Genomic DNA, 14,440 nt, shown 5'->3' with positions numbered 1-14,440 from the left:
GTGCCTTTCTAGGTTACTTAGAACGCGTATTTATAACCAAGCACCGCTTGACGTGGTTTACTTGGGCGAGCGCCATAAGGGCGGTGACTAACCGATTCAACAGCTTCAAAAATGTTGTCGACTTTTAAATAAACGCTACCGTGTTCGCCATTATTAATATCATAACTGCCAGAGAAGTCGACGACTGTTAACGCCTCGGTATTTACACCTTCAAAATTTACGCCGGTGCCGGCGGCTTCTTTCATTTCACCGATGTATTTTACTAACACGGCTGCTTGCCAGTTATTGTTGGTCAATTCAGCAGCAAGCGTAATTTGATGCTCGGCTAAATAAGGCACTTCATCGCCTGCCGTTACATTGCCCCACAACGCAAAATCAGAAACAAAGCTTTCTTTAAACTCTGATTGGCTGTAGGTGTAAACAGCGCTTAATGGTAGATCTAAATTGTCAGTTAACGTAATGGTATGACTGGCTGTCGCCTCTAAGCCATAGATATCAACTTCACCTGCATTATATTCAGTATCAACGACGCTACAGTTCGCTGACGCTGAGAAAGTACAACTCTCTTTTAAATTGCTGTAATCATTAATGAATGCCACGACTTCAGCGTTAGTTGCATCATCGCTATAACGAAGACCTAATTCATAGTTAACACTTTCTTCAGGTTTGATTTGCGGATCTTGTTGTGGGCTTGTAGGCACATAGCCTTTGTTAACGCCCATCAAGAAGCCTAATTGGTTATTGAATTTGTAAAAAGCGCTAACGCCTGGCAACCAAATGCGGCTTTCTTTGGTTAACCAATCATTGGCCTTGAAGGTATTTTGATACGTTGAATCAATGTATTCACCACGAACACCAGCCGTAATCGTCAGTACATCAAGCGTAATGGTGTCTTGGATATAGACAGATAATGCTTTTGATTCTTCTGTGTTAAATGTGGTCTTTTCTGGCTCATTGGTTGTTGTTTTTACTAATTGGCCATTTGTCATCGTAAAATAATCAACAGTATGCTTGCGTTCTATTTCATCAACGTGATAGCGAATACCGATTTCTAGTTGATGTTCGATACCTGCAATGTTGAGCGATTTAGCAAAATCTGATTGAACACCCCATGAGTAGTACTCTCGAGCGTTATCGCCTAAAACGAGGTTTTCACGTGTACTTTCACTATCTCTTTCGCCTTTTAATACTTCAATAAAATCTGCATAGATAGTATTGGTTGGATCGGCAATGATATCTTCTAAACGGTTATCAAAATTAAATCCGTTTAGTTTGTTCCATGAACGTTCGAACTTGTTGTAATAAGCGCGAGTAGTCAGTGAAAATTCAGCGGTTTCCATGAAATGGGTGAACAGCGCATTGCTGTGCTCCCAATCCATCAAATCATTTTGTGATGCTGAGTAGCGACGATTAGGTGTTTTCTCGAAATCAGCATCGGTTAACCCGACATAGCTTTCGTGAGATAATTCATCGTCATAGCCTAGCTTTAATTCAACAAGTTGATTTAGGCTATCTGTAGACAAGTCATAATTAAACTTTGCCATGAACGAATTTTTATCAAAGCCAGTGTCATCGCCACTATCAAGTTCTTTAAATCCATCAGCACTCACATTTAATGCTTCAATTAAATAGCCAAAGTCACCATTGGTATTGCCATAATGAACGTGATATTTCTTGTAGCCATCACTGCCAGCTGCGATATCTAAGCCGCCTTCACTGTCATTTGGGATAGCGCGAGTTGTTAAATTAAGCGCGCCAGCTACGGTGTTTGGACCATACTTAATCGATGCAGGTCCTTTAAATACCTCTACACCAGTCATGCGGCTTACCTGAGGGAAGTAGTAAGCCGCAGATGCAGAATAGGGGGCTGGTGCGATTAAAATGCCATCTTCCATCAACGCAATCTTTTTACTGCGCTCTGGTGTCGCGCCACGAAAACCGATGTTTGGACGTAAACCATAACCATCTTCTTGACGGATATTCACCCCAGGTACTTTGGCTAGAATACGGTTGATGTCGTCGTATTCAAACTTTTCTAATTCTGTTTCATCAATGAATGTTGCTGAGCCAGTGTCGGCACGTAAACCGTCTGTTGAACCTAGAATACGTATATTTTCAACGTGCTTTTCATTGACTGTTTTTTTCTTTGTGTCAGCGTCAGCAGCCATTGCATGGCCGTGAACAATGGATGCGACAATAGCGCTAAGTAGTAATTTTTTCATGAGATTCTCTATTAGTCGTTATCGCCGGCAGATGTCGCTGGTAATTTCAGAGCCAGCGAATTAATAAAGTCAGTTTTTAGCTTGTCAGAAACAGCCTTAACTTTGCCATGGCTTGTTTCTACAACAGCCGCATCGTCGTTAAGTTGAGCTGCAAGGTTTTGTTGATAAGCTGTTAAATCATCTATTGCTTGTTGAGTACTTGCGATAATGGCATCGCTGGTTGCTTTGTCATCAACATCAATCAGGTAGTCGTCAAAACCAATGGTATTGGCGCTATCAGTACCTTGCCCTGTGAAGATCTGTTTAAAGGCAGTAAGGTTTTGAATTAAATGGCTGATCGACTGTGCACTTAATGGCGATTCGACATCTGCAACACAAACACTGCCTACACCACCACAGCTATTACTAAATAGCCCTAATGGTGCGCCAATCTTGCTATCTTTTACCATTTTGTCTAAATAAAATAACGCATCACTAACGGCGTTGACACCATCGTGAACGTCAGCGAAATCATTGCCAGCTTCGCCTGCCGTTTTTAATGTCGTTGCGTAGGTTGCCCACTGTTGATTGAGTGATTTTGCACTATTAGCAATATCATCAGCGACTTCAGTTGCAAAGCTACAACGAGCGACGCGCTTTTCTTGCTCAGATAAATCAGGCCAAGTCTCTAGAATTGGTTTTGGTGTGCTACAGCTATGATCAAACGAATTGTTATAAAGTAGGTATTCGACCGCATCAAGACCGCGTCTTGTTGCTGTGCGGTTAGTGATGTCGTAAGGCGTTGAGTTAATGTTTCCCACACGGTAAAACATCACGTCTTGATCGACGCCACAATAGCTCACTACTGGCCAAGAATAGATATTATTTCTCAGCGTTGATGAGTTGACTGTCAGGGGGCCAATCTGCATAACCTCAGCAAGTTGCCATTGATTGATGGTTGTTAACCATTGATCTTGAGCCGATGACAAGGAGTTAGTGACAGGTGTGCGTTCATCCCCCACATTAAAGCTCTTTTCTAATCCACAATATTGACTAATTGCTTGATGTTGATTAGTTGCTTGTGTTTCAAACTGCTGGTAAGTCGGGGTAATAATATTATCAACAATGTTAGCCAAGAGTGCTTGTTGATTAAATGTATTCGTTGGAGGAGGCGTTGGGGTCGTAGGCGTAGCGTTGCCAAAGTCAGAGCCCGATTTACTGCTTGAACTTTCAGAACAAGCCACTAAAGAAGTTAATGCAGCAACAGCGACTAGCTGGCGCAGTGAATTATTACGTCGATTCATAGTATTCCTAGAGTCATGTAACTGATAGTCGAGTCTTGTTGACTCAAATTGGCTATATTAAAGCACAAATGATAAGAATTATCATTGTTTTTAGTTAAGTTATTGGCATGAAAAAGGCCTGTTTCATTAAGAATACAGGCCTTTTAGTTATGTCTTATAAACCACTGTTAAATGTGGGATATAGGTATCTACCAGTTTTCAACGTTATCCGCGTCAAAGTTGTAAACTTCACGTAGTAACGTGCGAGCAGAAGCAAGTTTAGCTTTGTACGCTGCTACTTCTTCTTTCGTTAATACTGGCTTCATGCCAATAAATCCTTGTAAAGAAGCAAACTTCTCAGCGGTCATTGGGCTGTGAGGATTAAATTGTAGGTTCAATGCAAATCCTTTTAATTCAGACCAGTGTTTTGCTAAGTTAGCAAAATCAGCTGATGAGTAGTCTGTGGCACCTAGTTTGTCCAAGTCAGCATTTGTGTCATTAATGTAATGTACAACAGTTGCAGCAATTGCTTTTTCCCATGTTAATACCGCGATATCACGTTGTTCTAATAACGTGGTTAGCTCATCAGCTGTTAAATCACGCGTAACGGCATTGCTTATAATGGCACGGCCAGTTACAAAGGCTTCAAAAGCTTGTTTGGTGTAGTCTGTTGGTTTTGCGTTACCTAACGTACCTAAGTCACGTTTTGCTGCATTGGTTGAATTGCCAAAATTAATTTCACCAGTAAGGTCGATTTTGCCATCGGCATCGATATCGTTGTATCCATTTTTAAATTCATCGCGGCCACTTTTAGCACGGATCTCTAAATCAGTGTAAGTCGTGTAGTTATGTGCAGCACCGAAATAACCAAAGCCTTCGTCAAATTGATGTTCCATTGAAGTGTAAGCTTTAGTGCCTTTATATTGTTCTAGGTTATTAGATTTCAAGCCTTTTCCATCAGTAGCGTGATCTAAATAGTCATCTGTACCTTGCGAGTATGCAACCGCGCCTAAAATGAACTTTTGAAGCAGCTGCTTAATGTCTGTACCATCTTCTTGGATGTATAATTTAGTGATTGGCGCGTCAATAATGTCTTTACGTGCAGTCCCATCAATCTGAGTTTGAACGTTTGCGGCAAGTTGATCAATTAAAGCAATAACAACGCCATCTGGAGTCGTTGAACCTTTTTCATTCCAACCAACTAATTCTTTTGTCCAGTCTTTATACTGAGTTGAATCTGCGCCATCTTGACCTGCAATTTTTCCTTGCAGGTTTTTATGAGAACTGCTGATTTCTCGTAATGTTGTTTGTTTGGCCGTTGGTGTTGTTGTGAATGTTAAAACGTCATCAGCGTCTTCATCCCATTGTGCTTCTGTTGATGCATACATGCGCATTAATTTTGCTTTTGCTTCAGCGCCAGAAGTTATCACACCATCTTTGATATCTTTTGCTAGGCCTGCTTTGTCAGTATCGTTGCCAATATAGCTATTTAATTGACTGATCAGCACATGACGCGCTGCTTGACCTGAATGGCTAACACTGCTTTTAGCTGCATCGAATTTGCTAGTAAATGCATAGTTTTTAGGGAGGTCACCTAAATCATCAATAACAGCTTGAACACCCATGCTGTCAGTGACAGTTACAGTGAAGTCTTGTGTGAACTCAGCGTTAGCGCTGTCTTTTACAGTAACTTTTACAGGTACGTTACGAACCATTTCGTAATTAAATGAAGTGTCTGCTTTTAGCTTTAATTCGCTACCAGAGACTTCGAAACGCTCATCATCAATCGTGTAAGTGAAAGTATCACCAGAATCAGCATCGGTTGTGCTTAATGTACCAACAGTTGCTGCTACTGCATTTTCAGCAACTTCTGTAGCAGATAATGCGATTGCTGTAGGAGCAGAGTTAGTTGGGGTAGGTGTCGGTGCTGGCGTCGAACTATTTGAGCTACCGCCACATGCCGATAGGCCAAGTGATAACAGTACTGCAGTTGCAATGATACTAAGTTTAGTTTTTAACATGTTTAACTTCCATTAACAGTAAGTAATACGAATAAATTTACGATATTTTACATGATGGCAAATGATAATCAATATCATTACCTTGTTTGGTAACATAAATGTTAGCATTGTTTAATCTAAGTTATGGAGAATTAGCATAAAAAACTCACATTTTTTTATGTTTTATGCGATTTTACGTCTGTGACTGTGAATTTACTTTAGACATAAAAAAAGACGACATAAAAATATCGCCTTAATGTGAATGGAGGTTGTTATTTATTGATCGAAACAGATCTCAATGACAGCATTTCCATCGGGTGAGGTAAATGGAATCATTATTTTCGTACCATCACATAAATGAGTAATGCTATGATTTTTTCCAGAGACAACAACAGGCGTCGCCATATCAAATTCATACCCTTTTTCACCTAGCAAGTTCTTAGCGCCGCCAGTGACCATATTAGTAATCTCACCTAGCATATCTGTAACTTCGTCATCAATTGTCGTTGGTGCTTCACCCAACATACGCTCCATTACCTTGAGCGCTAGTGACTCTTCAAATGAAATAGACAATGAACCTTTAGTACTCGGTCCCACCATTCCAATAAGCCCAGACACGTCGCCATGTGCAGTTGCTGTTTTTTTAAGTGCTGGTTTTCCCGGTGTAAGCTCCGTACTAGCCATAGTTTTTAGCACATTAAGCAATGAGTCTAAAAACGGATTGATAAAATCAACATTCATCTTTTCAATACTTCCTTCATTTTTAAATTTAATCTTGTCGGCAGCGGTGGCAAATACCACGGGCCTCTACTGTTTGGCTATGAATCAAAAAATCGTTCAATCGTGCTTGTTCATTTAACGACTGCTGGATCTGCGGTGAATGCAATTCTTGCACTTCTTTACATCGCTCACAAATAAATAACTGCAGTTGATGATCGTCGGTAAAATGATTACACGCAATAAATGCATTTTGAGACTCTACTCTATGTATAAAGTGTTGTTCAAGTAAGAAATCTAATGCGCGGTATATTGTTGGGGGCTTTGCACTACTGTCAGTTTCCTTGAGGCTATCAAGTAGTTCATATGCACTAACAGCGCCTCCATGAATCAACATAAGTTCCAATACTTTTTTACGGGCAGTGGTAAAACGAGCACCGCTTTCAACACATAAAGCTTGAGCCTGTTCTACCAGGACTGATATTTCTTTAGTCATTAATAGTTACTTTTATCCATTTTTTTACTTTAGCATGGCAAGCTACTATTGATAAGTTGCTGCGCGAATTAATAATATTAATCGCTTTTTTTGTATTCGTCACACTTTTATTGTTAGTGACAAAATAATTTTTAGACTGGTTGAACAGTTGTCTAAACATAACAGCTCAGATGTTTAATATCACTAGTGCCTAAATAGCTCATTATCTTATCCGAATTAGAGTAAATACTTAATACATCGTTTAACTATTTTACTTCCTTAACACCATTTTTAGTAATAAAAACACGCTTGCAAACGAAAATTATTGATGTTAAAAAAATGTTTCAAAACGAAGGTCGGAGGTTCGACCATGCATAAAATAATAATAACAAAAGGAAACATCATGAGAAGAATACTATCGACGTTGTTTGTTGTGTTGGGAATGATCAGTTTGCCGGCAATGGCCAATAAAGGCATTGCGTTTGTACATGGTACGGGTTCCCAAACTGACGCTTACAACGACTACTGGACAGGAGACTTTGTTAACTCAGTTAAACAGGGTCTTAATAATCAATCATTATATACCGTCGTCAATTGCGATTTTGATCAATTCATGTGGGATGAAAAGGCAGTAGGATGTTTAGCAGCTCAACTAACCACCTTTATTAATAATAAAAACATTGATGAGATGATCATTATTACCCACTCAAATGGCGGTAATGTGATTCGTTGGATCATGTCTAATCCAACTTATGACAGTCGTTATCCAGCGATTGTAACGGCAACCGACAAAGTAATTGCGATAGCGCCTTCAAGTTTAGGTACACCGTTAGCGGATGCTGTTCATCAAGGTAATGCTTTTGAGAGTTCGTTGGGTTGGTTACTTGGCTATGGCTCTGATGCGGTGAAGCAACAACAAGTTGGCTGGATGGCTTATTATAATCAGAACTTTTTATATGGCACATCTGGGCGTCCAGCGCTGCCAAAAACATTCAAAGCGATTGTTGGATCAGATGTTGATTCAGCTTTTTGGGATGGCGACAGCTATTGTGCGGGCTATCAATATCAAGTGGCGTTAGAAACAACGCAAAATTGGCTGGATTCATGTTCTGATGGGTTCTTAAATTGTTCGTCACAAAGTGGCGCAGGTAGTACATGGTTTGTTGATAAGCAACGTACAAAGGGCGGTGAGCCACTGAGTCATCAACAAAGTCGCCGTGATTGTTTTAATCTCGATGTCATCATTCGTAACGATATTTAAGGAATAACCCATGAAATTATCTACATTGTCATTAGTGATCTTAAGCAGCGTTACTTTTTCTACGGCATTACAAGCAACATCTCAAACGCCTTCGCTAGCGCCTAAATCATCACAACTGGTTCATTTACCTGTGCTAGAAGCAACTATTGAAAAGCAAGCTGTTCATTTTAGCCAAGCCATCAAATCTGATCTGCAACCGCAGTTTGGTCTTCAATCTGTAAGCGATGAGTATTGGCTTGAGGTGGATGGCCAAACATTAAATAAAGGTCTCATGTTGAGTGTTAATCAGCCAGAGTCTTTGATTCGTTTATCTGCAAAACAAAGTATTGGTCAGTCTTTACCTGACAATCATGCAATTGATCCGCAGTTTCTAGAACTTCGTAAGGATAAGCGATTTATTGAAAAAGCATTTAGTCAGCGAGTAAGTCAGGAACAAATGGCTACCGCGAGCATTTTAGCAAATTCGAGTGCCGTTAAAATGTCAGCAGCTGCTGGCACTGGACAATTTCAATTACGTGTTGCCCAGCAACTAGCGCCGACTCAAAAATACATCATTAATGTAAAAGAAAAGGGATCGGCGTATCGACAGTCGCTTGTGACTAATCAGCAAGCCTATCTAGCAGGTGGTCAGGCGAGTTTTAAAGCGACGATGGCGAATCAAGATAGTGCATTAAGCAATACATCTCATCGTACGTTTATTAAAGCACCAAATGGTGAAATGAATGAAGTGAACTATGTCGTTAACGGTGAACAATTTCAAGTTGACTTACCAGCAAACGTTCACAATGAAATGCGTGGTCAATTGTTTGAATTACATGTTGAGTCAACCGCTAATGACAACGGTAAGCGCGTGTTACGCCATGGTAAATTAGCCTTTGCAGTAGCTGCACCAACGGCTCGAATGACGATAGAAGGTGCCTCATTACAGAGTGCATCAATTAATTTAGATGTTGCCAGTGAAGGGCGCTATGCGTTAAGTGGTGTGGTATATGGTCAAGATAGTAGTGGTGCGATGCAGCCGTTAATGCAAAGTAGTTCAGCGTATTACCTTTTACCTGGTCAACAAACGGTTGCGTTAGAGTTTGATCAAACTGTGTTAAATGCGTCGTCGTTATCTGCGCCTTATTCACTCGGTAATACTAAGCTTGTCGATCAAAGCCGTATCTCTGTGTTACAGCGTCAGCCAGCTCAACAACGAGTCGTTATGGTTGAAGAGAAAGTAGAAAAAAGTAGTGGCGCATTATCATTAGTGACATTACTTGGATTAATCGGTCTTGGAGGATTAGTCAGACGTCGCAGAGACTAAGTTAATCAGATAAGCTAGGTTAAAGACTTTAACCTAGCTTAGAGGTTTTGTCTCTAGAGAGATATTTATGTTAACACGTGATAAATGCGGGCTGCTTGTTGTCGACGTTCAAGGCTCTTTAGCATTGAATGTCCATAACAGCAATAGTGTACTTTCAAGTATTGAGCGACTTATTCAATGTTAAAAACTCTTACAAATTCCTATTATTTGGTTTGAACAATACCCAAAAGGGTTAGGTAAAAATGTCGATAGCATTGCTTCTTTATTGCCTAATTATCCACGTTTTAAAAAACAACATTTCAACGCGCTGTCTGAACCTGAAATCGAAAAAGCAATTAAAGATAGCGGTAGAACGCAATGGTTGGTGACTGGCATTGAAGCCCATATCTTTGTCTATCAAACAGTAAGAGGGCTATTGGCGCGTAACTATGATGTTGAAGTTGTCACCGATGCTATTTCTTCACGTGCTGAGTTTAAATCGATTCTACCGTTAATTAAGTAGCCTATGTTGAAGCGGTTAGTTGATTTGGGTATGCTGCTCGCCATTGCCTCCAATAGACATAACCATGAGCACCAATATCTACTTAGCCCGTCACGGTGAAACCGTATGGAATCAGACCCAGCGTTTACAAGGACATCTCGATAGTCCGTTGACAGATACAGGCAAGTTACAAGCAGCAGAGCTTGCCTTATCACTCGAACATTACGATATTGATCAGGTAATATCATCGCCACTTGGCCGAGCCGTTGAAACGGCGAAAGTTTGTTGTAACGTACTAGGAGTGCCTTACCAAATTGAGCCACAACTCATTGAGCGAAACCTTGGAGAATGGCAAGGGCAACGTGTTACGCAATTAAAATCACTGCCTGAGTTTGATGAAATGCTGCAACAAGTTACTGCATTGTCTATGGAGCAAGGCGAAAGTGCTCACGCGTGTTCAGATCGTATTTATGATGCGTTGGTCACTATTGCACAGCAGAACTCACAGCGTAACGTGTTAGCAATATTTCACGGTGAGGCATTGCGTTGCTTGATGCATCGATTAGGCACGAACTCATCACAATCAGCATTTTCACTCTATCCCAATGGCAAAATGATTAAACTATCGTTCTGTGCGACTAAGCGTCATTTATCATTGGCTGCTGCTTAATCCATGAACCAGCTACTTACCGTTATTCAGTCATTTGATATCATGTTGGTTATCGCGCTTGCACTGCTGCTAGATAGGTTGCTAGGAGAGCCGAGAAAATTTCACCCACTCATTGGCTTTGGCAATATTGCTGCGTGGTTTGAAAGCAAATTAAATCGTCGCCCGAGGGTAATAACGCCGGCGTATATGGCGTGTTGGTATGGCTAGGGTCTGTTGATCTTTTGAGTTCATTTTTGCAGCAATTTGTTTGGGGTTTCTACAAGGCAGAGCCTATGTGGTGTAGCTGGCTACACGAATAGGCGATAACGCCGTAGAAATAACAAACAAATGCTGTCCGTAGGATTCACCTAAAAGTATTTTGTGCGGCGTTATTCGTCATTCACTGGGGTAAACCCAGTATCAATCCTCATGCCTTGCCCAAAATCCTTTTAGATTGAACAAAATTTGAACCACAAAGATCAACAGACCCTAGTTATTGTAATGCCGTTGCCTGTTGCCATTTATTGGGCTGGTCATTTCATTGTTGAATATGGCATTGAAAATAGCCAACAAGTATTAACGTTCCAGTTGCTTTCTCTCTTGTTTGATAGCGTGTTGCTGTATCTCATCATTGGTTTAACCAGTTTGAAGCAACATGCGATGCAAATTTATCGACCGCTTAACGATGGTGATATGTCACTGGCGCGTCATTTCACTGGATACCTAGTGAGCCGCGATATGGTATTGCAACAGCGAACTGTTTTAGCACGAATATTAACGCTCATTAGTTAATTCAACCATTAACACTACAAAGCAGAATAAATGTTGACATTAGTTAATATATTCTACATTGTAGTTTATAGAAGGAGGGATTATGAGTTCAAAAGAAAAATACTTAGGAGAATTTGAGCAATTTTTGCTGTTGTCGATTCTCAGTCTTGGTGATGACGCTTATGGTACGACTATTCGTCAATTGTTAGCTGATAAAATTGAGCGAGATGTCACCATTGGCGCACTTTATACAACCTTAGAGCGGTTGGAAAAGAAAGGATTTGTCGAGAGTAAGATGGGGGAGGCGACTCGCGAACGAGGTGGCCGTGCCAAAAAATATTTCAAGGTATCAGCGTCAGGCGAGCAAGCACTAAAGCGTTCTAAACAAGCGTTAAATACCATGTGGCAAGATGTGACACTGCGAGGTGAGCACAGTTATGAGTAAATCATTATCATCTCAATTACATCCGCCACGAGCGATCTCTGGCTTTCTATCGTGGGCGTTACCAGCTTCTATAAGAGAGCCTGTCCTTGGCGACCTTGAAGAAGCATTCGGCGATAAATACCAAAAACACGGAATGCTAAGCGCTAATCTATGGTATCTGCGCCAAGCATTATGTAGCGGTTTTTCATTTATGTTACAAACTCAACGGAGTGTAGTTATGTTTATTTTAGCGATGATTTTCTTTTTATTGATGACATTGTTTGCGATGCATATTAGTTCAGGTGTTTCTTTATTTATTGATATACCAACATTTCTCATTGTGTTTCCACCTGCGCTTATTCTAACTTGTGCTGCGACGTCTTATGGTGAAGTAAAGCGCGCATTTGGCATACTGATAAACGCCAATCGCTCTTACGATCATGAACATTACAAACGCTCGATACTTGTTTTTTCAACACTGGGAAATACAGGTTTGATTCTCGGTATGTTTATGATGCTTATTGGGGTCATTGCAATTGGTAATGTAATTGAAGATTTTTCTTCATTCGCTCCTGCATTATCGGTAGCAATACTTAGTTTGCTTTACGGTGTTGCAATTAAACTGTTGAGCTACGTTGCGCAGCAAAAAATGATAAGTCTTGATAGCGGTTTAAAACAATAAAAAATGCTTGTCCAGTTTTCGGTAGCTGGAACCTCTCTTAAATCGATATTCTCCGGTTATCAATAACGGGAGAATACAATGAACTTCAAACAATTACATCAACAAGAACATGCACTACTTATTGCTAATGTGTGGGATGTCCCCAGTGCACAGCAAGCGCAAGAATTAGGTTTTCAAGCTATTGGTACCTCTAGCGCGGCCATTGCGGCGACCTTCGGCTATGAAGACGGTGAGGCAATGGCGTTTTCAACCTTGTGTTTTGTCGTTGAGCGTATCACCAGCCAAGTATCATTGCCACTAACCGTCGATTTAGAAGCGGGGTACAGTGAGGACCCCTTGGTTATTGTTGAGCACATTAAGCAGTTGGCAGCGTTAGGCGTAGTAGGCATTAATATTGAGGACAGTTCAGTGAGCATTGAAGAGAGTTTGGTGAATAGTAATGAGAGTATGCAAGCTAGCGAACGTGTTCTTGTTGATGCAGAGACATTTTCTTTAACACTAAAAACCGTCAAACAAATGCTAAACGATGAGCAAATCGATATCTTTGTGAATGTGCGCACCGATCCGTTTTTATTGGGAACACAGGATGCATTAACACAAACGCTAACCCGCATTGCTCTTTATGAATCAGCAGGTGCCGATGGTATTTTCATTCCATGTATTACAGAGCGCACTGACATCGAGACTTGTGTGCAAAGCACCTCATTGCCTATTAATGTCATGTGTATGCCGCAATTAACCAACTTTGATGCGCTGGCCGATTTTGGCGTTAAACGAATCAGCATGGGTAGTTTTGTATTTGAACGTGGATTAAAACAACACAAGGCAAGTTTGACCGAGGTATTATCGAAAAAATCGTTCACTCCAGTTTTTTCAATTTAACGGCTAACTAAGAAGATGGCGAGATTGTTCATCACACAAATCTCGCCTTAAATGTATTATTTTTATAAGTCATTTCAAAAAGAAATGACTTGGGCTTTTGTTTTTTTTTGGCTATTTAAAGTACACCACGACGTTCTTGATCACGCTCAATTGATTCGAATAGTGCTTGGAAGTTACCTTCGCCAAAGCCTTGGTTTTCTTTACGTTGAATAATCTCAATGAAGATAGGGCCAAATAAGTTTTGAGTGAATATTTGTAGTAAATATCCTTTCTCGTCACCGTCAACTAAGATTTGATGATGTTTAATACGGTCGCGATCTTCAGTTACCTGCGGCACACGGTCATAAATGGTATCGTAGTATTCTTCAATGATATCTAATGTCTTAATACTTGTACCTTCCATAGCATCAAGTGACGCAACAATATCACGACTTTCAAACGCAAGATGCTGTACACCCGGGCCATCGTATTCTTTTAGGTATTCGTCGATTTGGTTTTTATCGTCATCTTTACCTTCGTTAATTGGAATACAGAAGCTGCCATCTGGTGAGCGTAAGGCATATGATACTAGCCCTGTTTTTGCACCGTTGATATCAAAGTAACGTACTTCGCTAAAGTTGAAGATGTCTTTGTAGAAGTTAGCCCATTTTTCCATGGTGCCTTTGTAGACGTTATTTGTAAGATGGTCTACACGCAAGAAACCTTTCTCTTCGACAATTTCAGGGGAATCTAGATCACTGAAGTCTGAATTATAGATATTATTTTCTGCAGTAAATGCGTCAATAAAATAGATTATGCTGTTGCCGATACCGTAGATAGCTGGGTAGGGTAAATCTTTCTCATCATCTTTTACTGCTTTTGCGCCGCGTTTAGTCGCTTCATCAAATGCGTGATTTGCATTTTCTACGCGCCAGCCCATTGAAGAAATAGCAGGGCCATGAGATTTAGCGAACTCGAATGAAAAGCCTTGGCGCTCGGTATTAATTAAAAAGTTGATATCGTTTTGCTTGTAGTGAAAAATTTCTTTTTCTTTATGCTTTTTAATTCGTGAAAATCCGAAATCTAAAAACACCTGATGCATGAAATCAAGATCAGGTGTTGCAAATTCTGTAAATTCTATGCCACACAGGCCTATAGGGTTCGCGGAATCTGTCATAATAATTACTCTATATAGGTTGTTTTTAATAATGGTTTTGTTATCGTGCTAGTCACATTGCAATATGCAGTGCCCCGCTCAACTGTAAATAATCATATCTTTAATCTTGTTCAAAAAATATTATTATGTTTTAATGGTCATGATTAAATATT

15 protein-coding genes are annotated in these 14,440 nt (G+C 40.3%); 9 read left to right on the top strand and 6 right to left on the bottom strand.

Annotation, left to right across the window (positions count from 1 at the left end; all coding sequences use genetic code 11):
- Positions 1 to 17 precede the first annotated feature (17 nt).
- From ACMAZF_RS14280 to ACMAZF_RS14260, 5 genes are all read right to left on the bottom strand, one after another.
- Complete coding sequence (locus ACMAZF_RS14280; protein ID WP_435274451.1) at positions 18 to 2,222, bottom strand: TonB-dependent receptor family protein; 2,205 nt, start codon at positions 2,220 to 2,222, stop codon at positions 18 to 20.
- 11 nt (positions 2,223 to 2,233) lie between these two features.
- The gene (locus ACMAZF_RS14275) at positions 2,234 to 3,505 is read right to left on the bottom strand and encodes an imelysin family protein (protein ID WP_435274450.1); all 1,272 of its coding nucleotides are present in this window, start codon (positions 3,503 to 3,505) and stop codon (positions 2,234 to 2,236) included.
- Positions 3,506 to 3,693: 188 nt separating this feature from the next.
- Complete coding sequence (locus ACMAZF_RS14270) at positions 3,694 to 5,505, bottom strand: DUF4856 domain-containing protein (protein WP_435274449.1); 1,812 nt, start codon at positions 5,503 to 5,505, stop codon at positions 3,694 to 3,696.
- 255 nt (positions 5,506 to 5,760) lie between these two features.
- Positions 5,761 to 6,225, bottom strand: a complete 465-nt coding sequence (locus tag ACMAZF_RS14265) for a chemotaxis protein CheX (RefSeq protein WP_435277252.1) — start codon at positions 6,223 to 6,225, stop codon at positions 5,761 to 5,763.
- A 28-nt stretch (positions 6,226 to 6,253) separates the two neighbouring features.
- Entirely contained in the window at positions 6,254 to 6,697 is a 444-nt protein-coding gene (locus ACMAZF_RS14260; RefSeq protein ID WP_435274448.1) for a transcriptional repressor, read from the bottom strand.
- A 421-nt stretch (positions 6,698 to 7,118) separates the two neighbouring features.
- Here ACMAZF_RS14260 and ACMAZF_RS14255 point away from each other — a divergent pair, with 421 nt between their 5' ends.
- From ACMAZF_RS14255 to ACMAZF_RS14215, 9 genes are all read left to right on the top strand, one after another.
- A complete protein-coding gene (locus ACMAZF_RS14255; protein WP_435277251.1) occupies positions 7,119 to 7,937 on the top strand; it encodes a hypothetical protein in 819 nt (272 codons plus the stop codon).
- 10 nt (positions 7,938 to 7,947) lie between these two features.
- A complete protein-coding gene (locus tag ACMAZF_RS14250; protein WP_435274447.1) occupies positions 7,948 to 9,243 on the top strand; it encodes a DUF4785 domain-containing protein in 1,296 nt (431 codons plus the stop codon).
- A gap of 196 nt (positions 9,244 to 9,439) precedes the next feature.
- Complete coding sequence (locus ACMAZF_RS14245) at positions 9,440 to 9,745, top strand: isochorismatase family protein (protein WP_435277250.1); 306 nt, start codon at positions 9,440 to 9,442, stop codon at positions 9,743 to 9,745.
- A gap of 64 nt (positions 9,746 to 9,809) precedes the next feature.
- Positions 9,810 to 10,394, top strand: a complete 585-nt coding sequence (locus tag ACMAZF_RS14240) for a histidine phosphatase family protein (RefSeq protein WP_435274446.1) — start codon at positions 9,810 to 9,812, stop codon at positions 10,392 to 10,394.
- A gap of 3 nt (positions 10,395 to 10,397) precedes the next feature.
- Entirely contained in the window at positions 10,398 to 10,601 is a 204-nt protein-coding gene (locus ACMAZF_RS14235) for a hypothetical protein (protein WP_435274445.1), read from the top strand.
- A 237-nt stretch (positions 10,602 to 10,838) separates the two neighbouring features.
- Positions 10,839 to 11,165, top strand: coding sequence for a cobalamin biosynthesis protein (locus ACMAZF_RS14230; RefSeq protein WP_435274444.1), 327 nt, complete (start codon positions 10,839 to 10,841; stop codon positions 11,163 to 11,165).
- Positions 11,166 to 11,247: 82 nt separating this feature from the next.
- Positions 11,248 to 11,589: a PadR family transcriptional regulator gene (locus ACMAZF_RS14225; protein ID WP_435274443.1), complete on the top strand. Its 342-nt coding sequence runs from the start codon at positions 11,248 to 11,250 to the stop codon at positions 11,587 to 11,589.
- Positions 11,582 to 12,250: a hypothetical protein gene (locus ACMAZF_RS14220; protein ID WP_435274442.1), complete on the top strand. Its 669-nt coding sequence runs from the start codon at positions 11,582 to 11,584 to the stop codon at positions 12,248 to 12,250. Before ACMAZF_RS14225 ends, ACMAZF_RS14220 begins: the two co-directional genes overlap by 8 nt.
- A gap of 78 nt (positions 12,251 to 12,328) precedes the next feature.
- The gene (locus ACMAZF_RS14215) at positions 12,329 to 13,132 is read left to right on the top strand and encodes an isocitrate lyase/PEP mutase family protein (protein ID WP_435274441.1); all 804 of its coding nucleotides are present in this window, start codon (positions 12,329 to 12,331) and stop codon (positions 13,130 to 13,132) included.
- Positions 13,133 to 13,247: 115 nt separating this feature from the next.
- On the opposite strand, the gene hppD is transcribed toward ACMAZF_RS14215, so the two are convergent.
- On the bottom strand, positions 13,248 to 14,288 hold the full coding sequence (gene hppD, locus ACMAZF_RS14210) for a 4-hydroxyphenylpyruvate dioxygenase (RefSeq protein WP_435274440.1): 1,041 nt from the start codon (positions 14,286 to 14,288) through the stop codon (positions 13,248 to 13,250).
- Positions 14,289 to 14,440: the final 152 nt, after the last annotated feature.

Origin of the sequence: Psychrobium sp. nBUS_13 (assembly GCF_051201665.1) — a bacterium.
Lineage (GTDB): Bacteria > Pseudomonadota > Gammaproteobacteria > Enterobacterales > Psychrobiaceae > Psychrobium.
Note: the sequence above shows the minus strand (reverse complement) of the source record. Positions and strands in the feature narration are given on the sequence as shown.